The following is a 19,528-nucleotide window of genomic DNA, read 5'->3' as shown; positions in this document are numbered from 1 at the left end:
GCCGAACGGATGGTGAAGATGTCACCACGCGTGCCGCTCACCCGCAGAGGCCTGCTCAAGATCGGCGCGGGCGTCGCCGCCACAGCCGTGGCGGGCGCCGGCACCGCCTCCGCCGCCTCAGCGGGAGACCGCTTCCAGCTGACCGCGCCCTCCCACCCTCTGATCTGGAAGAAGGCGCTGCGCGACGAGACCGTGCTGCAGTCGTTCGCCTTCGACAACGACAACGGGCACATCTACACCGTTCAGGTGAAGAACGGCGCAGGCTCGAACGCCGCCGGTGACCTGTGCCTGACCAAGCTGAGCCTGACCGGCTCGGTCCTCGGCCACATGTACCTCATGGGATTCGGCCACGGCGTGCAGATCGGGGTCGAGCCGTCGGGGAGCTCGGCGTACCTCTGGACCGAGACCGACGCGGTGAGCGACGGCAGCTCCGCCAGGGGCAGCAGGCTGGCGCGGTTCAAGTTCGTCAACGGCCAGACGCTGACGAGGTCGTCGTCGGCGCTCACCAAGTTCAGCCCTGTCTCCGGAGCGGTCAACACCACCTGCGCGATCGACCCTTCGACCGACCGGCTGGTCATGCGCTACCACGACGGCGCTTCCTTCCGGTTCGCGGTGTTCTCGCTGGCGGCGCTCAAGTCCGGCTCGGCCGACCCGATCCACGACGTGCCCCAGCTGTCGGGTCTGGGCACCTTCCAGGGGTACGCCGCCTACGGCGACTTCGTCTACATCCTGACCGGCAACGCCTACAGTGACGCCAACCCGCCGCCTGGCAACTCGTTCATCACGTGCCTCGACCTGCGCACGGGCAGCCGCGTGCAGCGGGCGCGCACCGAGGCGGGCAGGTCGCTCGACTTCCGCGAGCCGGAGGGCATGGCCATCCAGCTCACCTCCGGCGGCCCCCGCCTGTGCCTGGGTCTCGCCTCTGGCGTTCCGAAGGCCCGCAAGGCCAGCATCTTCTACAAGACCGAGCTCGTCTGAGCGGCCGGAAAAGGTGATGCTCCGTCAAGAACCGGCCCGGTAGCCTGCGCGCATGGGTCACGTCGAAGTAGGACATCTGACATACGTGCTGCCCGACGGGCGGCCCCTGCTCAACGACGTGTCCTTCCGGATCGGCGAAGGAGTGAAGGCGGCGCTGGTCGGGCCCAACGGCGCGGGCAAGACCACGCTCATGCGGCTGATCGCCGGCGACCTCCAGCCGGTCGAGGGCTCCGTGGCCGGCTCCGGCGGGCTGGGCGTGATGCGCCAGTTCATCGGCGGCGTGCGCGACGGCAGTGACGTGCGCGCCCTGCTGCTGGGCGTCGCGCCGCCCGCCGTGCGGCAGGCGGCCGAGCGGCTCGACGAGGCCGAGCTGGCGATGATGGAGCGCGACGACGAGAAGACGCAGATGCGTTACGCGCAGGCCATCAGCGACTACACCGACGCCGGCGGCTACGACATCGAGGTGCTCTGGGACACCTGTACGGTGGCCGCGCTCGGCGTGCCGTACGAACGGGTGAAATATCGCGACGTGGCCACCCTGTCGGGCGGCGAGCAGAAGCGGCTGGTCCTGGAGGCGCTGCTGCGCGGCCCCGACCAGACCCTGCTGCTCGACGAGCCCGACAACTACCTCGACGTGCCCGGCAAGGAATGGCTGGAGCAGCAGCTCAAGGAGACGCCGAAGACGGTGCTGCTGGTCAGCCACGACCGCCAGCTGCTGGCGAACGCGGCCGACCGGATCGTCACCGTCGAGTCGGGCGGCATCTGGATCCACGGCGGCGGGTTCGCCACCTACGCCGAGGCGCGCAAGGCTCGCAACGAGCGGCTCGACGAGCTGCGCAGGCGCTGGGACGAAGAGCACGCCAAGCTCAAGGCCCTGGTCACCATGTTGAAGAACAAAGCGCGCTACAACGACGCCATGGCCCCCGCCTACCACGCCGCCCAGACGCGGCTGCGCAAGTTCGAGGAGGCGGGGCCGCCGGAGGTGGCGCCGGGCGAGCAGAACATCAAGATGCGCCTGCGGGGCGGCCGCACGGGCAAGCGCGCGGTCATCTGCGAAGGGCTGGAGCTCAGCGGGCTGATGCGCCCGTTCGACCTGGAGGTCTGGTACGCCGAGCGCGTCGCGGTGCTCGGCTCCAACGGCTCGGGCAAGTCCCACTTCCTGCGCCTGCTGGCGGGCGAGCAGGTCCGCCACGAGGGCGTGGCCAGGCTGGGCGCCCGCGTCGTGCCGGGCCACTTCGCCCAGACGCATGCCCGGCCCGAGCTGCTCGGCCGCACCCCTGTCGACATCGTCATGACCGAGCACGCCAGGCTGAAGAACGAAGCGATGAAGGCGCTGGCCCGCTACGAGCTGGCGGGCAGGGTCGCGGAGCAGCGCTTCGAATCGCTCTCTGGCGGGCAGCAGGCGCGCCTGCAGATCCTGCTGCTGGAGCTGTCGGGGTCCACGCTGCTGCTGCTGGACGAGCCGACCGACAACCTCGACCTGGCCAGCGCCGAGGCGCTGCAGGCGGGGCTGGAGGCGTTCGACGGCACGGTGCTGGCGGTGACCCACGACCGCTGGTTCGCCGCCGACTTCGACCGCTTCCTGGTCTTCGGCTCCGACGGCACGGTCTACGAGTCGCCCGAGCCGGTCTGGGACGAGTCCAGGGTCGTGCGTCCGCGTTAAAGACTTGGTACGGCAGGCGCGTGTCCTCTGCCATCCGTGCCCATGCACGGGTTATCACGGCAAAGTGATCCCGCGTAGCCGAACCGTCAGCCTCCTCGCACTCGGGGCGATCTGCCTCACCGGGTGCGCGAGCGAGGAACAGCCCGTACAAGAGCTCAAGCCGCTCGCTCTCAAGGAGCAGGTCTCCAATATCGTCAAATCCGCCGACGGATATGCCGTCAACTGGGCCGGCGTGCTCAGCAACACCAACCCGTGGCATTTCGGCGAGCACGTGGTGGCCACGATCGTCGGGCACGACACGAAGGGCGCCGAGGTGGTCAGGATGGACCAGCCGCTCGACGCCGTGCCGCCGGGCGGGTCGCTGGCCTTCACCGGCCAGGCCACCGCCACCGAGAAGCCGGCCAAGGTGACGATCCAGTACCGCCCCGCGCAGTGGCGGCTGGCGGCGCGCATCCCGTCGGCGTTCCGTGAGTTTCCCATCACCCGGACCCAGACATTGCGCCAGAAAAACGGCTCATACCTTATTACCGGGTATGTCGATAATCCTTATAGAACGGCGGCGAGCAGCCTCGTCGTCAACGCGTTGCTGCGCGACAAATCAGGCAAACTTCTGGCCGGCGGCAGCACGTTCGTGGATGACGTGAAAGCGGGCCGCCCGCCGCGCTTCATCCTCACGGTGTCGGGAGTTCCCGCGCGCGCCAAGGTCGCCAAGACCGAGATCGTGGCGCGGACCTGGGGATCGACCGGCCGTCCTTACGAGGATCTGGCGCTCGGCGGCGCCCTGCCGGTGCACACGGTCAAGCCGACGACCGAGCCGTTCGCGGTGGACCGGAGCACCGAGATCGTCTCCAAGTACAAGCAATGATTTTCTGCTCTAAAGTTCGATAAATCGGGCCACAGGGCGACACAGGGCTGCATAGTGCCGCACAGTGCCGCACAGGGGCTACAAAAAGGGGCGCAGGGGGCCATCGTGAATATTCATCAGGAACCCGAACATGCGGCCCGACAAGCCGAGCCAACGGCGCGGAAATGGTGGAACTACTAGTTACCGATCCATTACCTTCGGTCACATGGATGACCGCGTTCTGGTCGAAGCCCTTCGCGCCCGCGACGCCGACGCCGTGGCCGCGCTCTACGACGCCTATGCGGAGAGCATTTACCGCTACTGCTGGTCCCTCCTGATGAGTGGCGACAGCGCGCAGGTGGCTCTCCGCGACACGCTGATCGCGGCCGAGGCGCACGCGGACGCGCTGGCCGACCCGGGGAGGCTGCGCACCTGGCTGTACGCGCTGGCCCGCGCCGAGTGCCTGCGCCGCAGGGCCTGCGCCCCGCCCGGCTCCGCGCAGGCGCTGGCCGAGGCGCCGCCGCTGGACGACCCGGCCGACGCCGACCTGCGGATCATGGCGTGGAACGCGGTCCACGGCCTGCCCGTGGCCGACCGCGAGGTGCTGGAGCTGGCCTACCGGCACGAACTGCCCGCCACCGAGCTCGCCCAGGTCCTCGCCCTCCCGCCGCGCCAGGTGGAGCAGGTCATGGGGGAGGCCCGCGAGCGCCTGGGCGGCGCGCTCACGGCCGAGATCCTGGCCGGGAAGGGCCCGTACGACTGCCCGGCGCGCGCCCGCATCCTCGCCGGCTTCTCCGGCCGGCTGACCCAGGAGATGCGCGAGCACCTGATCAGGCACCTGTCGCACTGCGAGACCTGCGCGCCCCACCGCACCCGCGAGGTGTCGGCCGCCAAGGTCTACGCGCTGCTGCCGGCCGTGGCGCTGCCGGAGGCGCTGCGGGTCAGGGTGCTGAGCTGCTTCGGCGACCCGGAGCTGCTGCCCTACCGGCGCTACGTCGCCAGGCGGACGAGCGGCCTGGGAGCCGCCGGGTTTCCCGTTCCCGCGGACAAGGGCGCTGGAAGGTGGCCTCAGGCGCTGGCAGGCGCGCTGGCGGCGGTCGCGGCCGTGGTGGCGATAGCGGTGATCTTCCAGCAGATCGGCAGGGACAACGGCGGCCTGTCGGGCGTCGCCACGGCGGCGTTCCCCCCGACGGGCGAGCCGCCCGGCATCAGGCTGCCCTGGCAGGGCGAGCCGAAGAACCAGCCGGTGACCGTGATGCCCATCGTCGACGCCACGACCATGCGCCCGCTCGGCGTCACGGAGTCGCCCGATTTCCCGCCGCCCCTGGTCATCCCCTCGCCCTCGCCCCTGATGCCCTCGCCGACCGGCGGCCCGCCGCCGTCGCCCGGCCCGCGGCCCACCGGGCAGGGCCGGCCGCCGGGCCTCCCTCCGACGCACGTACGGCCGGTGGAGCCGTCCCTTGCGGAGCCCCCTCCGGTCAGACCCTCGCGGCCGCGGCACACGTTCAGGCCCCCCGGTGGGCCGCCCCGGACCTTCACCCCGACCCGCACCCCGACCCGCATCCCCACCCCGACCATGACGCCGATCCCCACCGTCACGGTGACGCCCACCCCGACCACCCCCAAGCCGACGCAAACGGCTACCCCGCCGCACACCGAGGAACCTTCGGCAACGCCTACGGAAAGCGGCTGACCTGCGTAAACCCCTGTTACGCACGTCAACTGCCGGGGACTGTGTGCATAGAGTGACCATCTGCTTCCAGGGGGACCTATGCGCGCATTCCGGGCTGGGCTGCTCGTGGGCTGCCTGCTGGTCGGCATGTGCCCGCCGGTCATGGCGGAGCCCGTCCCCTCCTCGCGTGACGTCAAGAAGGCCCGCCAGACCGTACGCGAGCGGTCGAAGCGGCTAGGGGAGACCAGCGCCAAGCTGGCGACCGCCCAGTCACGGCTCGACCGGCTGGCCGCCGAGGTCGAGCGGCTGGTGGAGGCGTACAACGGGGAGCTCGTCCAGCTCCGGCGCGCCGAGCAGGCCAACGAGCAGGCCAAGGCGCGACTCGCGGCGGCCGACGCCGAGGTCGAGCTGGCCCGGCGCGACGTCGCGCTGCTGGCGGCGGAGACCTACGGCGGCGTGGCGATGCGGGAGCCGTTCCTCGGCATCCTCATCGACCAGGGCGAGACAAGCGGCCTGCTGCACCGGGCGGGCGTGCTCGAACACATGAGCAGCGAGCGGGCCGCGATCCTCGCCAGGATGCGCGACGCCCAGGAGGTCGCGAACATCCTGCGCATCGAGGCCGCCAACGCCTACGCCGCCCACAGGGCCGCCACCGAACGCGCCAGACTCGCCAAGATCGCCGCCAAGGAGGCCGTGGCGAGGCAACTGCGTGAAACGAAGGCGCTGCGGGCCCGCGAGGAGCACCTCCAGCGCAAGGTCGACGCGGCCCGCACCCGCGCCCAGCGGCTGGCCCGCCGCAAGGCCGCGGCCGCGTCGGTCGCCGGGCTCACCTCCCGCGGGTCGGCGCTGGGGGACGTCGCGGCCAACTGGGCGCTCACCCAGCTCGGCAAGCCGTACGTGTGGGCGGCCGACGGCCCCGACACCTACGACTGCTCGGGGCTCACCATGCGCGCCTGGGAGAAGGTCGGCGTGCGGCTCGACCACTGGACCGGCACCCAGTGGACGTCGGGCCCGCACGTGCCGCTCGACCAGCTGCACCGCGGCGACCTGGTGTTCTTCGGCCACATCAGCGACGACCCCGGCACCATCCACCACGTGGGGATCTACGTCGGCCGGGGCCAGATGGTGCACGCGCCGCAGACCGGCGACGTCGTACGGGTCGCCTCGATCTACCGCGGGGACCTGGTGGGCGCCACCAGGCCCCGCTGACGGTCAGTGACCGTGGTTTCCCTCGTCCTTGGCCCGGCGGAAGGAGCGCTCGATCTCGGCCTCCGCCTCGATGCGGCCCACCCAGTTGGCGCCCTCGACCGACTTGCCCGGCTCGAGGTCCTTGTAGACCTCGAAGAAGTGCTGGATCTCCAGCCGGTCGAACTCCGACACGTGATGGATGTCCTGGATGTGGTGCATGCGGGGATCGGTCGAGGGGACGCAGAGGACCTTGTCGTCGCCGCCCTTCTCGTCGGTCATCCTGAACATGCCCACCGCCCGGCACGTGATGTAGCAGCCGGGGAACGTCGGCTCCTGCAGCAACACCAGCGCGTCCAGCGGGTCGCCGTCCTCACCGAGGGTGTTCTCGATGAAGCCGTAGTCGGCGGGGTACTGCGTGGAGGTGAACAGGAGCCGGTCGAGCCTGATCTTCCCGGTTTCGTGGTCCACCTCGTACTTGTTCCGTTGCCCCTTGGGAATCTCTACGACAACGTCGAACTCCACCGCGGTCCTCTCTCATGGGTCGAGAGCACCTCGCCAGGCGTCCGGGAACGCGATCACCCGCCTCCCCGGGGCCCGGTCCGGGCTTCTCTCCCCCGCTCAGCCCCCGGGCACCCCCGGCTGGGCGTTAATGTCTCGTAGGCGAACACTGGAGAGAGGGCGGGCGACGTGGCGCGGCACGACAGGTGGGTGATGCTGACCACCCTCGTCGTGCTCCAGGCTCTGACCATCGTCATCGGCGTTTACGCGATGACCACCGGCTTCAGCCTCAGCGCGTTGACGGGGCAGTCTCCACCGGCCGGGCCGACGGAGTCACCGCAGGAAGAGTCTCCCCCCGCCCCCGTGGTCACCGCGGGACCTGTGCTGGCCCAGCTTCCGGCGAAGCCCGGAGACGGACCTCTCCCGACCAAGAGTACTTTGACGCGGCAGCTCACCCGCGCGCTGGGTGACGCGGCCCTGGGCGACAGGGTCGGCGCCGTCGTGCTCGACGCGGTCACCGGCCAGCAGATCTTCGCCTCCAACGCCGACGCCGCCTTCGTGCCCGCCTCCACGACGAAGATCGCCGTCTGCGCCGCCGCGCTCGCCTCTCTGGGGCCCGACACCCGCCTGTCCACCAAGGTCGTCCAGGGCGCCAAACCCGGCACCGCCGTCCTCGTGGGCGGCGGTGACCCGCTGCTCGCCGGCCCTTCCGCCAAGCCCGGCTACCCGAAGCAGGCCTCGCTCCGGACGCTGGCCGCCCGCACCGCCGCCACCCTCAAGTCGCGAAATATCAAGAAAGTCACCCTCTCGTACGACACGTCCCTCTTCGTCGGCCCGACCAAGGCCGACGGCTGGAAGCCGAGCTACATCCCCGACGGCAACGTCGCCACCGTCCACGCCCTCGCCATCGACGAAGGCCGCCGGCACCCCCGCTACAACGCCCCCAGAGTCGACGACCCACCCCGATACGCCGCCGCCGCCTTCGCCAGACTCCTCAAGAAGGAGGGCATCGCGGTGTCGAAATCCGTGCGCCAGGCCAAAGCCCCCGCCGGCGCCACCGAACTCGGCCGGGTCGACTCCGCCCCCGTCTACGCCCTCGTGGAGCACACCCTGACCGAGAGCGACAACGACATGGCCGAGGCGCTGATGAGGCACGTCGCACTCAAGGAAGGACAACAGGCGTCGTTCGAAGGAGGCGCCAAGGGCGTGATCGCCGTACTCCAGCGGCTCGGGGCCGCCCAGGGCGTCGCCGCGCTCTCCGACGGCAGCGGCCTGTCCATCCGCAACCGCATCAGCCCCGACGCCCTGGCCAAGATCATCGCAATGGCCGGCTCCGCGAACCACCCCGACCTGCACGCCATCGCCTCCGGCATGCCGATCGCCGGATTCTCCGGCACCCTCGGCAACGGCCGCCGCTTCACCGCCGCCGACAGCAAGGGCCAGGTCGGCCTCGTACGCGCCAAGACCGGCACCCTCAACAACGTCAACACCCTGGCAGGACTGGCCACCACGAAAGACGGGCGACTGGTCACGTTCGCCTTCATGGCCGACCACGTCCCCGTCACCGCCGAGCCCGTACTCGACCGCCTCGCCGCCATCGTCGCCCGCAGTTGACTGTATTTATGGCGATCCTGCGGATCGCGGCTCGGTCGCTTGGGTCCGGTGTCTTCCCTCGTCGTTCGGTCGCTGCGCTTCCTCTCTCCTCAGTCCAGACACCGGCGCTCCCTCGCGGGTTGATGGCGATCCTGCGGATCGCGGCTCGGCCGGGGACCTTCGCGGGTACGACGAGAAGCACGTACGGTGGACGTTATGCAGGTGATCGACTGGGATCTGGCCGTCACGACCGGCACGCGCCTGGTGCGCCCCGGTCCTCAGGTGAGCCGGGAGGAGGCCAGGCAGGCCGTCGCCGAGCTCCGCACCCTGTCACGTGAGGCCGAGGGCCACGTGCGCGAGTTCACGAAAATTCACACCGACACCGCGCCGCAGCCCGCGACCATCGTCGACCGGCCGGGCTGGATCAAGGCCAACGTCGAGGGCTTCCGCGTGGTGCTCGAACCCTTGACCCAGCGCATGAGCGGCGGCGACAATCCGCCACCCGCCATCGTCACGGCCGTGGGCTCCCGCATCACGGGCGTCGAGGTCGGCGCCGTCCTGGCGTTCCTGGCCTCGCGCGTGCTGGGCCAGTACGAGCTCTTCCTCCCGCCCGACCCGACCGGCGAGGAGCCGACGGGCCGCCTGACCCTCGTCGCGCCCAACATCGTCCACGCCGAGCGCGAGATGGGCGTCGATCCGCACGACTTCCGCCTCTGGGTCTGCCTCCACGAGGAGACCCACCGCGTCCAGTTCACGGGCGTGCCGTGGTTGCGCGAATACGTACGGTCGCAGATGACCGAGTTCCTGCTCGCGTCCGATCTCGACCTGCCCACCCTGCTCGAACGCCTGCGCAACGCCGCCGACACGGTGGCCGACGTGGTGCGCGGCGGCGAGGGCAACCTCATCGACGCCATCCAGTCGCCCGGCCAGAAGGAGATCCTCGACCGCCTGACGGCCGTGATGACCCTGGTCGAAGGGCACGGCGACTACGTGATGGACGCCGTCGGCCCTTCCGTGGTGCCGTCGGTCGCCGACATCCGCGCCAAGTTCGCCCAGCGCCGCGAGGGTGGCTCCCGCCTCGACCGCACGGTCCGGCGCCTGCTGGGGATCGAGGTCAAGATGAAGCAGTACGCGGAGGGCTCGGCCTTCGTCCGCACCGTGGTCGACCGGGCCGGCATGGACGGCTTCAACAAGATCTGGACCTCGCCCGAGACGCTGCCGACGACACCGGAGATCTCCGACCCCGACGCCTGGGTCGCCCGCGTCATAGGCACTCCGGCCCTCCCGGCCTGACCCGCGTCACCCGCCCGGATCGCCGGTGGCGGCCGGAAGCCGTGCGGGGTGTCCTGGGGCGGGGTGTCCTGGGGACGGTCGGACTCCGGCGGGGTCTCCGGGGGGCGGTCGCGCTTCGACCGGTTGCCCGTGGTTGCCGGGTGACCGGCGGGTCGCCGTAGAGACTGTGTGACGACGGGTGGGTTGCCGTGGCGGCGGCGGGTTGCCGGAAGTGGCGGCGGGAACCGGGAGAATGGGCCCGTGGGGCCACATCCAGCAGTAGCCGACGTGCGCAGGGCCGTGCGCGAAGCGCTGGCCGACGCCGAGGAGGGCGCGCTGGTCCTCGCGGCGTGCAGCGGCGGAGCCGACTCCCTCGCCCTGTCGGCCGCCCTGGCGTTCGTGGCCCCCAGGATGGGCCTGCGGGCGGGCGTGTTGTCCGTGGACCACCGGCTCCAGCCGGGCTCGGCCGAGCGCGCCGAGACGGTGGCGGGGCTGGCCCGGGGGATGGGGCTCGATCCGGTGGAGGTGCTCGCGGTGACGGTGGGCACGGCGGGCGGCCCCGAGGCGGCGGCCAGGGAGGCGCGTTACGCCGCGCTGGCCGAGGCGGCCGACCGGCTCCAGGCGCCGGCGGTCCTGCTCGGCCACACGAGGGACGACCAGGCGGAGACGGTCCTGCTCGGCCTGGCGAGGGGGAGCGGACTGCGTTCGTTGTCCGGCATGGCGGCCAGGAGCGGCCGCTGGCTCCGCCCGTTCCTCCACCTCCCGCGGGCGACCACGGTCGCCGCCTGCCAGGCGCTGCGCCTGTCTCCGTGGGACGACCCGCACAACGTGGATCCCCGCTACACGAGGGTCCGCGTCAGGAGGCAGGTGCTGCCGGTGTTGGAGAGGGAGCTCGGCCCGGGGGTCGCGGAGGCGCTCGCGAGGACCGCGGGGATGGCGCGCGAGGATGCCGACGCCCTGGACCGGTGGGCGGAGTCGGCGTACCGAAATTGCGCTCTTAGCGATATCGGAGAGTCGGTCGCGCTGTCCACGGCGGAGTTGGAGAAGCTGCCCGACGCCGTCAGGCGGAGGGTGCTGCGCCGTGCGGCCATCGCGGCGGGAGCACCTCCGGGAGCCCTGTCGGCCGCCCACGTGCTGGCCGTGGACCGGCTGGTCACGCGGTGGCGCGGGCAGAAGGCGGTGGACCTGCCCGGGGGTCTGTCCGCCGTGCGGCGGTATGGCACCCTGATACTCGCCATCAGTCCCATCCCGTAAGGAACCACAGGTGGACGCTGCCGACATGGGCAATGACCTGGAGAAGGTCCTCATCTCCGAGGACGACCTCCAGGCCAGGATCAAAGAGCTCGCCGGCCGGATCGACGACGACTATGCGGGCAAGGAAGTCCTGCTCGTGGGCGTGCTCAAGGGCGCGGTCATGGTGATGGCCGACCTGGCGAGGGCTCTGCACGTGCCCGTGCAGATGGACTGGATGGCGGTGTCGTCCTACGGTGCCGGCACCAGGTCGTCCGGCGTCGTACGCGTGCTGAAAGACCTCGACACCGACATCCTCGACCGTCATGTGCTGATCGTCGAGGACATCATCGACTCCGGCCTGACCTTGCACTGGCTGCTGGAAAACCTGAAATCGCGCAATCCGGCCTCGCTGGAGATCTGCGCCGCGCTGCGCAAACCTGACGCGGTGAAGGTGCCTATCGAGGTGAAATACGTTGGTTTCGACATTCCCAGCGAGTTCGTCATCGGTTACGGGCTCGACTACGCGGAGCGATACCGCAATCTGCCGTTCATCGGCACGCTCGCTCCGCACGTTTACACCTAGCAATCCGGCAGTGTTCCCGGCGGACCGGGAACACTGCGCAACGTGACGTACGTTGATAGGGCAAGACCGGTGTAGCGGGCGGGTCCCTCCGTGCGCTGTGCCGGTGTACCTTCGGACTTCTGGAGGGTGACCCCGTGTCCCCTTCGGGTAGTCAGAAGTCGCGGTGTCGGATGCCGCGGCCCCGGGGCGACCCGGGTTCAAGGCCATGGTCAGGAAGGGACGGGCCCGCAAGGGGTTCCGCATCGGATGGATCTCAAGCGATTTACACGTGGGCCACTGCTGTGGATCCTGGGCATCGTCGTGCTGCTCCTGCTCGTCACCCAGCTCTGGAGCGGTGGCGGCAATTACAAGCCGGCCGACACGTCCCTGGTTCTCCAGCAGATTCGCGCCGGAAACGTCAGCAACGCCAAGATCATCGATAAGGACAACCGGATCGAGGTGACGCTGACCAACCCCGTCGTGGTGAAGGCCGGCGACGCCCCGACGAAGCTGATCCAGTCGGACTGGGTCACCGGCTACGGCAGCAAGCTGACCGACGAGCTCCAGGCTCAGGTCGACGCGGGCAAGACCAAGAGCTTCGCCACCGAGGTGCCGCAGGAAAACTTCCTGGTGAGCCTTCTGGTGAGCTTCCTGCCGATCGTCATCATCGTGCTGATCTTCCTGTTCATCATGAACCAGATGCAGGGCGGCGGCTCCCGGGTGATGAACTTCGGCAAGTCGAAGGCCAAGCTGATCACCAAAGACACCCCCAAGACGACCTTCTCCGACGTCGCAGGCGCTGACGAGGCCATCGAGGAGCTCCAGGAGATCAAGGAGTTCCTGCAGGCCCCGGCCAAGTTCCAGGCGATCGGCGCCAAGATCCCCAAAGGCGTGCTGCTCTACGGCCCGCCCGGCACCGGCAAGACGCTGCTGGCCCGCGCGGTCGCGGGCGAGGCGGGCGTGCCGTTCTACTCCATCTCCGGTTCCGACTTCGTCGAGATGTTCGTCGGTGTCGGCGCCTCGCGTGTGCGTGACCTGTTCGAGCAGGCGAAGGCCAACGCCCCGGCGATCATCTTCATCGACGAGATCGACGCGGTCGGCCGCCACCGCGGCGCCGGCCTGGGCGGCGGTCACGACGAGCGCGAGCAGACGCTCAACCAGCTGCTCGTCGAGATGGACGGCTTCGACGTCAAGGGCGGCGTGATCCTCATCGCGGCCACCAACCGGCCCGACATCCTCGACCCGGCGCTGCTGCGTCCCGGCCGTTTCGACCGGCAGGTCACCGTCGACCGGCCCGACCTCGAGGGCCGCAAAGGCATCCTCAAGGTGCACGGGCGGGGCAAGCCGTTCTCCCCCGACGTCGACCTCGACGTCATCGCGCGCCGCACCCCCGGGTTCACCGGCGCCGACCTGGCCAACGTGATCAACGAGGCGGCCCTGCTCACCGCGCGGGCCGACCAGAAGCTGATCACGATGGAGCTCCTCGAGGAGTCGATCGACCGCGTCATGGCAGGCCCCGAGCGCAAGACGCGGGTCATGTCCGACAAGGAAAAGAAGATGATCGCCTACCACGAGGGCGGTCACGCGCTGGTGGCGCACGCGTTGCCCAATTCCGACCCGGTGCACAAGATCACGATCTTGTCCCGCGGCCGCGCGCTCGGCTACACGATGACGCTGCCGATGGAGGACAAGTTCCTGGCCACCAGGTCGGAGATGATGGACCAGCTCGCGATGTTGCTCGGCGGCCGCGCGGCGGAGGAGCTCGTCTTCCACGAGCCGACCACCGGCGCCTCCAACGACATCGAGAAGGCCACGGCCGTCGCCCGCCGCATGGTGACCGAATACGGCATGAGCGAGCAGCTCGGCGCCCGCAAGTTCGGCAGCGGCCAGGCCGAGGTCTTCCTCGGGCGCGAGATGGGTCACGAGCGCGACTACTCCGAGAAGATCGCCTCCACGATCGACGAGGAGGTCCGCAGGATGATCGAGACGGCGCACGACCAGGCTTGGGACATCCTGGTCGAATACCGCGACGTGCTCGACAACCTCGTGCTCGAGCTCATGGAGAAGGAGACCCTCTCCCGCGAGCAGGTGCTCCAGATCTTCGGCCCGGTGGTCATCAGGGAGCACCGCCCGTCCTACGCGGGCTACGGCAAGCGGCTGCCCTCCGACCGCCCGCCGATCCTGACCCCGAAGGAGCAGTCGGCCAACGGCTCGCTCGGCGCGGGCCACCAGGACGCCCTCCCGTCCGGAGACAGTGCGTGACTCAGCACGACATCGACCAGGGGCGGATCGAGAAGGCCGTTCGCGAGATCCTCTACGCCATCGGCGAGGATCCCGACCGCGACGGCCTCCTCGACACGCCCGCCCGGGTCGCTCGCGCCATGGCCGAGCAGTATTCCGGGCTCGGCCAGACGCCTGAAGACGTGCTGACCAAGGTCTTCGACGTCGACCACGACGAGATGGTGCTCGTCAGGGACATCGAGGTCTACTCGACCTGCGAGCACCACCTGGTCCCGTTCCACGGGGTGGCCCACGTGGGCTACATCCCCAACCAGCGCGGCGAGGTGACGGGCCTGTCCAAGCTGGCCCGCCTGGTCGACGTGTTCGCCCGCCGCCCCCAGGTGCAGGAGCGCATGACCTCGCAGATCGCCGACGCGCTCATGCGGGTGCTGGAGCCGCGCGGCGTCATCGTGGTGGTCGAGGCCGAGCATCTGTGCATGACGATGCGGGGGGTGCGCAAGCCCGGCGCCAAGACCGTGACCTCGGCGGTTCGCGGTGACTTCCGCACCAGCGACAAGACCCGATCCGAGGCGATGGCGCTGATCCTGGGCCGCTGACGACTGAACGGGGTACCCACGATGTCATCAGGTGTCCGCAAGCGCCTAGGCTTGGTCCATGACTAGCGTGCCCATGAACGTGCCGGGAGGTGCGGATCGGTGCCTTGTCATGGGCGTGGTCAATGTGACGCCCGATTCGTTCTCCGACGGCGGCCGGTGGTTCGACGAGGACGTCGCGATCCGGCACGGCCTCGACCTGGTCCGTGAGGGCGCCGACATCGTCGACGTGGGCGGCGAGTCCACCCGTCCCGGCGCCGCCAGGGTGTCGCTGCAGGAAGAGCTGGCCCGGGTCGTCCCGGTGATCAGGGCGCTCGACGCGGAGGGCGTGCGGGTCAGCGTCGACACGATGCGAGCGGAGGTCGCGAGGGCCGCGGTCGAGGCGGGCGCACGGCTCGTCAACGACGTGAGCGGCGGGCTGGCCGACCCCGACATGCCCCGCGCGGTCGCCGCGACCGGCGTCCCCTACGTCGTGATGCACTGGCGCGGCCACAGCCACGACATGGACAGCCGTGCCGTCTACGCCGACGTGGTCACCGAGGTGCGCGAGGAGCTGAGCAAGCGGGTCGACCTGGTGCTGGCGGAGGGCGTCACGGAGGAGCAGATCGTGATCGACCCGGGGCTCGGCTTCGCGAAGAACGCCGACCACAACTGGGCGCTGCTGGCAGGCATCCCGAAACTCGCCGAGATGGGTTTCCCGCTGCTGGTGGGGGCGTCGCGCAAACGGTTCCTCGGCCGGCTGCTGGCCGACCCCGACGGCACACCCCGGCCGTTCAGCCGCAGCGACGACGCCACGCTGGCGGTGACCGCGCTGGCCGCCCACGCGGGCGCCTGGTGCGTGCGCGTGCACGAGGTAGGTCCCAATGCCGATGCCGTGCGCGTGGCCGCCGCATGGAAGAGAGCCGGAGCCAACACATGAGCGTCGACACCGCCGCTATCGAGACGGTGAACCAGGAGTTCTACACCGCGATCGAGAACGCCGATCTCGACAAGATGACCGAGATCTGGGCGGAGGACTCCGGTGACGAGCAGGTGAGCTGCGTGCACCCGGGCTGGACCCTGCTGACGGGCCGCTCCGAGGTGCTGCGGTCCTGGGCGTTGATCATGGCCAACACCACCTACATCCAGTTCGTGCTGACCGACGTCAACACGACCGTGCTGGGTGACGTGGCCGTGCTCACCTGCGTCGAGAACATCCTCACCGCGGGTGAGGAGGGTGAGTCCAGCTTCGCCGCGGGCAAGGTGGTGGCCAGCAACGTCTACCTCCGCACCCCGCAGGGATGGCGGTTGTGGATGCACCACGGCTCGCCGGTGCTCCAGAGTGACGACGACGAGGAGGAGGACGGCGAGCTTGAGCGCTGACCGCATCGCTCTCAAGGGTCTGCGGGCCTGGGGGAGACACGGCGTGCTCGCTGCCGAGCGGGAGCTCGGGCAGGAGTTCGTGATCGACGCGACGCTGTTCCTCGACACCGCCCCGGCGGCGGCGGGCGACGACCTCGCCAAGACCGTCCACTATGGCGAGCTGGCCGAGGCCCTGGTCAGGGTTGTGGAGGGGGAGCCGGTCGAGCTGATCGAGACGCTCGCGCAGCGGCTGGCCGACGTGTGCCTGTCCAGCGAGCTGGTGCGCAAGGCCGAGGTGAGCGTGCACAAGCCGGCGGCGCCCATCCCGCTGCCGTTCGACGATGTGGTCGTGACGATCGAGCGGAGCCGCTGATGAAGGCCGTCATCGCCCTGGGCAGCAACCTTGGTCCTCGCTTCCAGACGTTGCAGGGCGCCGTCGACACCCTGTTCGACGCCCCTGGGCTGGAGTTCGTCCAGGCGTCCCCCGTCTACGAGACCGACCCGGTCGGCGGCCCGTCCGGGCAGCGCCCCTACCTCAACGCGATCGTGATCGCCGAGACCACGCTGGAGCCGGCGCGGCTGCTGGAGCGGGCGCTCAACGTCGAGGACGCCTTCGGCAGGGTCCGCGAGGAGCGGTGGGGGCCGCGCACGCTCGACGTCGACCTGATCGTGGTGGGCGAGTCCGTCAGCGACGATCCCGAGCTGACGCTGCCGCATCCGCTCGCTCACGAGCGCGCGTTCGTGCTGGTGCCGTGGTCGAAGGCCGACCCCGAGGCGGTGCTGCCCGGGCGCGGCCGGGTGGCCGACCTGCTGGAGGGGCTCGACCGGCAGGGCGTACGCCTGCGCGAGGATCTCAAACTGCAGAGGCCGGATTGAGGCCCACCCGCCCCGGCCATCTGGTCGGCATCCTCGTCGTCGTCGCGCTGCTCACCTGGGTGGTGATCCGGCCCGTCTACTCCGACCTGCCGCTCATGCCGTGGACCGCGATCCCCACGGTGACGTTGCTGGCCATCGGCGAGGGCTACACCGCGTGGCTGACCAAGGCCCGGATCGGGCGGAAACCCGGCACGAAGCCGGTGGAGCCGATGGCGGTGGCCCGGCTGGCCGCGCTGGCGAAGGCGTCGGCGTATGCGGGGGCGGTGTTCGGGGGGATCTTCGCCGGGTTCGGGCTGCACACCGTGCAACTGCTCGACAGGGAGACGCCGAGGGGCGAGTTCCTCGTCGCCACGGGGTCGTTGGTGTCGTGCGTCGTGCTCGTCTGCGCCGCCCTCTACCTGGAGCACGCCTGCCGCATCCCCAAGGAGCCCGAGGAGCAGAAGCGCGACTAGTGCTCGCCGGGAAGGTCTTCGGTGCTGCGCCGGACGCCTCTGCGGACCCGGTCGTGCCACATCTCCCGGTGCAGGACGCGGAGCGCGCGGCGGATCACGTCGCTCGGCCGCTCACCTTCCCGCAGCGCGGCACGGATGATCCGCTCGTCCTCGGCGGTGGCGTGAAAGCCGATGTCAGCCATGTTCCGAGCCTAGGGAGCGGCCGACGTCCTCGCCCTGCTTTTGACGTACAGGCGTGCGGCGGCGTCGGCCGAAGAGGTAGATGACCGGGGCGGTGCAGACCAGCGGGCCGATGACGGCGATGGGGCGCTCCAGCCACCATTTCAGGTCGGGCGGGATCCGCGTGCCCATGGTGCCGAACCACCACCACGACAACCCCAGCGCGATGGCCATTCCCGTGGTGTGGAAGAGGAACAGCGGCAGCGAGTAGCGGTTGATGAAGTCGTTCACCCGGCGCCAGCCCGGCCGCACGAGCACGCGCTCCATGGACGGCCGCAGCACCTCGACGAGGCCGATCTGGAAGAGAAGGAGGGCCACGATCACGAACGTGGGCGGCGCCATGTTGGACCACTTGTCGCCGGGCACGCCTACCATCGACCCGGGATAGATGCCCGAGTAGACCAGCCCGAACAGGGCGAACAGCCCCGTCCACAGCAGCCCCTTGTCGTAGCGCCGGGGCAGCGCCACGACCCGGTCGTAGAAGAAGCCGGCCTGGTGGGCGAGCCCCCAGACGATGAGCATGTTGAGCCAGCCCGCCGGGTCGACGCCGTAGCTGAAGCGCACCACGTCGATCACCAGGGCCGCGCCGCCGAGCCAGATCAGGGCGAGCACGTCGTAGCGGTTGTGCAGCCAGAGCGCCACCGGCAGCAGCGCGATCAGCACCAGGTAGACGCCGAGGAACCACAGCGGGCTGAGCACCAGCAGCACCACCCGCCACATCCAGTCGACGTCGAACGCCCACGTGACGGTGGCTCCGATGAGGACCCACACGCCGGACAGGAACAGTGCGGGTAAGGCCAGCGCGCGGATGCGCCGCAGGACGAACGAGCCGATGCCGACGCCCTGGGCTCTGGCCCGGTTCCAGGACAGCAGGTGGACGTGACCGCCGACGTAGAAGAACAGCGGCAGCACCTGCAGCAGCCAGGTGAGGATCCACAGGCCGGAGGTGAAGCCCAGCGGGCTGGTGGGCTCGGGGCCGTGCGGCTTCCACTCGAGAATGGTGAACGCCCAGTGCCACACCACCACGACGATCAGGCTCAGGGCGCGCAGCCAGTCGACGTACTTGTCGCGTTCTTGCGTCGTCACTTGTCGATGTCACCCACGACGAAGAACATCGAGCCGAGGATGGCGACCATGTCGGCCACCAGGTGGCCGGGCAACATCTCGCGCAGGACCTGGACGTTGTTGTAGGAGGCTGAGCGCAGCTTGAGCCGCCACGGCGTCTTGTCGCCCTTGGAGACGAGGTAGTAGCCGTTGATGCCGAGCGGGTTCTCGGTCCACGCGTACGTGTGGCCCTCCGGCACCTTGAGCACCTTGGGCAGCCGCTGGTTGATCGGCCCGGGGGGAAGCGCGCGCAGCCGTTCGGCGCAGGCGTCGGCCAGGTCGAGCGAGACCTTGAGCTGTTCGAGCAGGACCTCGAAGCGGGCGTGGCAGTCGCCGGCGCTCCTGGTGACCACCTTGACGGGCAGTTCGGGGTAGGCGAGGTAGGGGTCGTCGCGGCGCAGGTCGAAGTCGACGCCGGAGGCGCGGGCGATGGGGCCGCTGACGCCGTACTGCATGATCTGGTCGTGGGTCAGCACGCCGACGCCCGTGGTGCGGGCCAGGAAGATGTCGTTGTGCAGGATGAGGTTCTCGATGTCGGGCACGCGGCGGCGGGTCTGCTCGACGGCCGCCGACACGCGGTCGAGCCAGCCGAGTGGCAGGTCCTCCTTGAGCCCGCCGACCCGGTTGAACATGTAGTGCATGCGTCCGCCGGAGATCTCCTCCATGACGGCCTGGATGCGCTCGCGCTCGTCGAAGGCGTAGAACAGCGGGGTGATCGCGCCTAGTTCCAGGGGGTAGGAGCCGAGGAACATCAGGTGGTTGAGCACCCGGTTGAGCTCGGCGAGCAGCGTACGCGCCCACACGGCCCGGACGGGCGGCTCCATGCCGAGCAGGCGTTCGGCGGCGAGCACCACGCCCAGCTCGTTGGCGAACCCCGACAGCCAGTCGTGCCGGTTGGCGAGCATGATGATCTGGCGGTAGTCGCGGACCTCGAACAACTTCTCCGCGCCGCGGTGCATGTAGCCGATGATCGGCTCGGCGGTGGCGATGCGCTCGCCGTCGAGCGTCAGCCGGAGCCTGAGCACCCCGTGGGTCGACGGGTGCTGGGGGCCGATGTTGAGGATCATGTCCTCGGTGGCCAGTTCTTTCGCGCCCGCACCGAGTCCGACCACGCGTTCCGTCATACGGCCATGCTGCCACCGTCGTGGGTGTCGATCCAGCGCGGGGTGGACGGTCAAAGCTTGGTATGACCATGCATC

20 protein-coding genes are annotated in these 19,528 nt (G+C 69.8%); 16 read left to right on the top strand and 4 right to left on the bottom strand.

Going from position 1 to position 19,528, the window contains the following annotated elements; all coding sequences use genetic code 11:
* The first annotated feature begins 18 nt into the window (after positions 1-18).
* The 5 genes from ABGB14_RS34470 to ABGB14_RS34450 all read left to right on the top strand — a co-directional run bounded on the left by ABGB14_RS34470 (position 19) and on the right by ABGB14_RS34450 (position 6,366).
* Complete coding sequence (locus ABGB14_RS34470) at positions 19-978, top strand: teichoic acid biosynthesis protein C (RefSeq protein ID WP_347648025.1); 960 nt, start codon at positions 19-21, stop codon at positions 976-978.
* Positions 979-1,030: 52 nt separating this feature from the next.
* On the top strand, positions 1,031-2,641 hold the full coding sequence (locus tag ABGB14_RS34465) for an ATP-binding cassette domain-containing protein (RefSeq protein WP_347648024.1): 1,611 nt from the start codon (positions 1,031-1,033) through the stop codon (positions 2,639-2,641).
* Between the two features lie 64 nt (positions 2,642-2,705).
* A complete protein-coding gene (locus tag ABGB14_RS34460; RefSeq protein ID WP_347648023.1) occupies positions 2,706-3,506 on the top strand; it encodes a hypothetical protein in 801 nt (266 codons plus the stop codon).
* 205 nt (positions 3,507-3,711) lie between these two features.
* Entirely contained in the window at positions 3,712-5,178 is a 1,467-nt protein-coding gene (locus ABGB14_RS34455) for a sigma-70 family RNA polymerase sigma factor (protein WP_347648022.1), read from the top strand.
* 78 nt (positions 5,179-5,256) lie between these two features.
* Positions 5,257-6,366 carry a C40 family peptidase gene (locus ABGB14_RS34450; RefSeq protein ID WP_347648021.1) on the top strand — a complete coding sequence of 370 codons (1,110 nt, stop codon included), beginning with the start codon at positions 5,257-5,259 and terminating at the stop codon, positions 6,364-6,366.
* Between the two features lie 3 nt (positions 6,367-6,369).
* On the opposite strand, the gene ABGB14_RS34445 is transcribed toward ABGB14_RS34450, so the two are convergent.
* Positions 6,370-6,867 carry an inorganic diphosphatase gene (locus tag ABGB14_RS34445; RefSeq protein WP_347648020.1) on the bottom strand — a complete coding sequence of 166 codons (498 nt, stop codon included), beginning with the start codon at positions 6,865-6,867 and terminating at the stop codon, positions 6,370-6,372.
* Positions 6,868-7,056: 189 nt separating this feature from the next.
* Here ABGB14_RS34445 and dacB point away from each other — a divergent pair, with 189 nt between their 5' ends.
* From dacB to ABGB14_RS34390, 11 genes are all read left to right on the top strand, one after another.
* A complete protein-coding gene (gene dacB, locus ABGB14_RS34440; RefSeq protein ID WP_347648019.1) occupies positions 7,057-8,457 on the top strand; it encodes a D-alanyl-D-alanine carboxypeptidase/D-alanyl-D-alanine-endopeptidase in 1,401 nt (466 codons plus the stop codon).
* Between the two features lie 195 nt (positions 8,458-8,652).
* Positions 8,653-9,729 carry a zinc-dependent metalloprotease gene (locus ABGB14_RS34435; protein WP_347648018.1) on the top strand — a complete coding sequence of 359 codons (1,077 nt, stop codon included), beginning with the start codon at positions 8,653-8,655 and terminating at the stop codon, positions 9,727-9,729.
* Between the two features lie 240 nt (positions 9,730-9,969).
* Positions 9,970-10,962 (top strand): tRNA lysidine(34) synthetase TilS, encoded by a 993-nt coding sequence (gene tilS, locus ABGB14_RS34430; RefSeq protein ID WP_347648017.1) that lies wholly within the window; start codon positions 9,970-9,972, stop codon positions 10,960-10,962.
* A gap of 10 nt (positions 10,963-10,972) precedes the next feature.
* A complete protein-coding gene (hpt, locus tag ABGB14_RS34425) occupies positions 10,973-11,524 on the top strand; it encodes a hypoxanthine phosphoribosyltransferase (protein WP_347623965.1) in 552 nt (183 codons plus the stop codon).
* 246 nt (positions 11,525-11,770) lie between these two features.
* On the top strand, positions 11,771-13,765 hold the full coding sequence (ftsH, locus tag ABGB14_RS34420) for an ATP-dependent zinc metalloprotease FtsH (protein WP_347648016.1): 1,995 nt from the start codon (positions 11,771-11,773) through the stop codon (positions 13,763-13,765).
* The gene (gene folE / locus ABGB14_RS34415) at positions 13,762-14,340 is read left to right on the top strand and encodes a GTP cyclohydrolase I FolE (RefSeq protein WP_132597767.1); all 579 of its coding nucleotides are present in this window, start codon (positions 13,762-13,764) and stop codon (positions 14,338-14,340) included. The genes ftsH and folE overlap by 4 nt, the downstream gene beginning before the upstream one ends.
* 109 nt (positions 14,341-14,449) lie before the next feature.
* The gene (gene folP, locus ABGB14_RS34410; RefSeq protein WP_347648091.1) at positions 14,450-15,256 is read left to right on the top strand and encodes a dihydropteroate synthase; all 807 of its coding nucleotides are present in this window, start codon (positions 14,450-14,452) and stop codon (positions 15,254-15,256) included.
* On the top strand, positions 15,253-15,699 hold the full coding sequence (locus ABGB14_RS34405) for a nuclear transport factor 2 family protein (RefSeq protein ID WP_132332063.1): 447 nt from the start codon (positions 15,253-15,255) through the stop codon (positions 15,697-15,699). Before folP ends, ABGB14_RS34405 begins: the two co-directional genes overlap by 4 nt.
* Entirely contained in the window at positions 15,689-16,051 is a 363-nt protein-coding gene (gene folB, locus ABGB14_RS34400; RefSeq protein ID WP_347648015.1) for a dihydroneopterin aldolase, read from the top strand. Before ABGB14_RS34405 ends, folB begins: the two co-directional genes overlap by 11 nt.
* Entirely contained in the window at positions 16,051-16,554 is a 504-nt protein-coding gene (gene folK / locus ABGB14_RS34395) for a 2-amino-4-hydroxy-6-hydroxymethyldihydropteridine diphosphokinase (RefSeq protein WP_347648014.1), read from the top strand. Before folB ends, folK begins: the two co-directional genes overlap by 1 nt.
* On the top strand, positions 16,551-17,006 hold the full coding sequence (locus ABGB14_RS34390) for a DUF3180 domain-containing protein (RefSeq protein WP_347648013.1): 456 nt from the start codon (positions 16,551-16,553) through the stop codon (positions 17,004-17,006). The genes folK and ABGB14_RS34390 overlap by 4 nt, the downstream gene beginning before the upstream one ends.
* On the opposite strand, the gene ABGB14_RS34385 is transcribed toward ABGB14_RS34390, so the two are convergent.
* Genes ABGB14_RS34385 through ABGB14_RS34375 form a run of 3 tightly spaced genes read right to left on the bottom strand, consistent with a single transcriptional unit; the run spans position 17,003 to position 19,453 of the window.
* A complete protein-coding gene (locus ABGB14_RS34385; protein ID WP_347648012.1) occupies positions 17,003-17,188 on the bottom strand; it encodes a hypothetical protein in 186 nt (61 codons plus the stop codon). The genes ABGB14_RS34390 and ABGB14_RS34385 overlap by 4 nt on opposite strands.
* Positions 17,181-18,311 (bottom strand): acyltransferase, encoded by a 1,131-nt coding sequence (locus tag ABGB14_RS34380; RefSeq protein WP_347648011.1) that lies wholly within the window; start codon positions 18,309-18,311, stop codon positions 17,181-17,183. Before ABGB14_RS34380 ends, ABGB14_RS34385 begins: the two co-directional genes overlap by 8 nt.
* The gene (locus ABGB14_RS34375) at positions 18,308-19,453 is read right to left on the bottom strand and encodes an NADH-quinone oxidoreductase subunit D (RefSeq protein ID WP_347648010.1); all 1,146 of its coding nucleotides are present in this window, start codon (positions 19,451-19,453) and stop codon (positions 18,308-18,310) included. Before ABGB14_RS34375 ends, ABGB14_RS34380 begins: the two co-directional genes overlap by 4 nt.
* Positions 19,454-19,528 lie beyond the last annotated feature (75 nt).

This window comes from Nonomuraea sp. B10E15 (genome assembly GCF_039871615.1).
Classification (GTDB): Bacteria; Actinomycetota; Actinomycetes; order Streptosporangiales; family Streptosporangiaceae; genus Nonomuraea.
This window is presented reverse-complemented; position numbering and strand designations above follow the sequence as displayed.

Coding starts and splice junctions, on each gene's coding strand:
- ABGB14_RS34375 (WP_347648010.1), bottom strand. CDS start 19,453: ATGACGGAACGCGTGGTCGGACTCGGTGCGGGCGCGAAAGAACTGGCC.
- ftsH (WP_347648016.1), top strand. CDS start 11,771: ATGGATCTCAAGCGATTTACACGTGGGCCACTGCTGTGGATCCTGGGC.
- folP (WP_347648091.1), top strand. CDS start 14,450: ATGGGCGTGGTCAATGTGACGCCCGATTCGTTCTCCGACGGCGGCCGG.
- ABGB14_RS34385 (WP_347648012.1), bottom strand. CDS start 17,188: ATGGCTGACATCGGCTTTCACGCCACCGCCGAGGACGAGCGGATCATC.
- ABGB14_RS34435 (WP_347648018.1), top strand. CDS start 8,653: ATGCAGGTGATCGACTGGGATCTGGCCGTCACGACCGGCACGCGCCTG.
- ABGB14_RS34450 (WP_347648021.1), top strand. CDS start 5,257: ATGCGCGCATTCCGGGCTGGGCTGCTCGTGGGCTGCCTGCTGGTCGGC.
- ABGB14_RS34470 (WP_347648025.1), top strand. CDS start 19: ATGTCACCACGCGTGCCGCTCACCCGCAGAGGCCTGCTCAAGATCGGC.
- ABGB14_RS34465 (WP_347648024.1), top strand. CDS start 1,031: ATGGGTCACGTCGAAGTAGGACATCTGACATACGTGCTGCCCGACGGG.
- ABGB14_RS34455 (WP_347648022.1), top strand. CDS start 3,712: ATGGATGACCGCGTTCTGGTCGAAGCCCTTCGCGCCCGCGACGCCGAC.
- folK (WP_347648014.1), top strand. CDS start 16,051: ATGAAGGCCGTCATCGCCCTGGGCAGCAACCTTGGTCCTCGCTTCCAG.
- dacB (WP_347648019.1), top strand. CDS start 7,057: ATGCTGACCACCCTCGTCGTGCTCCAGGCTCTGACCATCGTCATCGGC.
- ABGB14_RS34405 (WP_132332063.1), top strand. CDS start 15,253: ATGAGCGTCGACACCGCCGCTATCGAGACGGTGAACCAGGAGTTCTAC.